Source organism: Methylosinus sp. R-45379 (assembly GCF_001644125.1).
Taxonomy (GTDB): domain Bacteria; phylum Pseudomonadota; class Alphaproteobacteria; order Rhizobiales; family Beijerinckiaceae; genus Methylosinus.
The window spans coordinates 1-1,523 of the sequence record NZ_LUUM01000169.1; the positions used below are offsets into that span (position 1 = coordinate 1).

Annotated in this window: 2 protein-coding genes and 1 pseudogene; all 3 read right to left on the reverse strand. The window is 64.5% G+C overall.

Going from position 1 to position 1,523, the window contains the following annotated elements:
* Positions 1 to 1,102, reverse strand: a 1,102-nt coding sequence (locus A1351_RS07960; RefSeq protein WP_157096194.1) for an MFS transporter, incomplete at its 3' end; no start/stop codon positions are given.
* Entirely contained in the window at positions 1,020 to 1,301 is a 282-nt protein-coding gene (locus tag A1351_RS26160; protein ID WP_371441466.1) for a hypothetical protein, read from the reverse strand. The genes A1351_RS26160 and A1351_RS07960, both read right to left, overlap by 83 nt.
* A 45-nt stretch (positions 1,302 to 1,346) precedes the next feature.
* A pseudogene (locus A1351_RS26165) lies at positions 1,347 to 1,484 on the reverse strand (MerR family DNA-binding transcriptional regulator); the annotation flags it as partial.
* Positions 1,485 to 1,523 lie beyond the last annotated feature (39 nt).

Below are 1,523 nucleotides of genomic sequence, written 5' to 3' on the forward strand. Positions count from 1 at the left end.
TCGCCGCGTTGACGGTTTCGGCCCGTCCGATCCAGCTCGCGACGACTGGCGCCAGAACGAGAAGGGCGCCATTGTTCATCGATTCCGATGACGCCAATACAAAGCCCGCGTCAGACCCAGCTCGGCTCGCCTGAACAGCGGTGTTGGCCGGGGCGGCGAGGCCCGAGGCAAATCCCCAAAGAGCCAGAAGGATAATTGCCGATACATGGCTCGACTCGCTCGCCAGGAACGCGCTCTGCATAAAGAAGATGAGGCCGATGGCGAAAACCAGCACAGTCTCGGGCCGTCCGGCCCAGGCGGTCAGCCGCCCGACGGCTAGGTTGCCTACGGCGAGCCCGAAACCGAAGGCTGCGACCGAAAGGCCGATTACGCCGGTGGAAAGACCGTAGCGGCTACGCAGAACCTCGCCGGAGATCAGATACCCGGCGATCGTCGCGCCGAGCCATAAGCCCTTGGAAAGGTTTGGCCTGAGGATCGCGCCGTCGAGCAATCGGGCGGCCGACGCTTTGAGCGGGCGACTCTGCCGCGCGATGGATGGCGGCAAAATGCGCGCCCCCACGATGAGGACGGCGATGCAACCACAGGCGACGGCGATGAACGGCGCCTGCCAATCGTAGGCGTCGGTCAAGAGCCCCGCGACGGTCGGCCCCGTGGCGATGCCGAGGGTCAAGCCAAAGAGGACGAGCCCCATGGCTCCAGCCTGACGGTCTTCGGGAACGGTCTCGGAAATCAGGGCAAAGGCGGTCGGCGTGAGCGCCGCTCCCGCTGCGCCGCCGAGCACTCGCGCGACGATCGCGAAGGAGAGCGAGGGCGCGAATGCGACAGCCAACGCATCAGCGGCAAAAAGCGCCAGCGCTGGCAACAACAAACGCCGCCGACCGATCCGATCGCTGAGGAGGCCGATGAGAGGGGCGAGTACGGCATAGGACACCGCATAGGCAGAGACGAGCCAGGCGATATCAGCAGGCTTCGCGGCAAAGGCCGACGCCAACGGCGTCAGCATCGGCGCGAGCATGAATTCAACCGCGCCGACGAAATAGACGGCGAGCGCCAGGGTGGCGAGGAGGAGCGAGGGCGAGGGGGTTGGTTTTGGTTTCGGCATAGACCAGCGCTTCCGGTAAGTTGATGTCGTCCTGACCGGAGGCAGCCTTCAGCGTGATGAGAAGCTTCTGGCGGCGGGTTTCGAGATCGGCCATTTGCCGTTCGATCGCCTCGAGCTTTAACCGATGTGCAGCAGCCACCTTCGGACAGGCGGTGACCGCGGCGGGATCGTCGACGATGCAGTTGAGGAATGTCGCGATTTCGTCTGTGGTGAAGCCGAGCCGGATCATCCGGCCGATGCGGCGCACGAAAGCCACGTCGGCTTCGTCGAAATCGCGGTAGCCGTTCTCCTCGCGGGCGGCGCGGATCAGGCCGACTTTCTCGTAATGACGGATGGAGCGCACGCTCGCCCCGGTCCTCTTTGCAACGTCTCCGATCTTCATCCGCCCTCCTGCCGCATGGTCTAGCCCCTGACATTGATG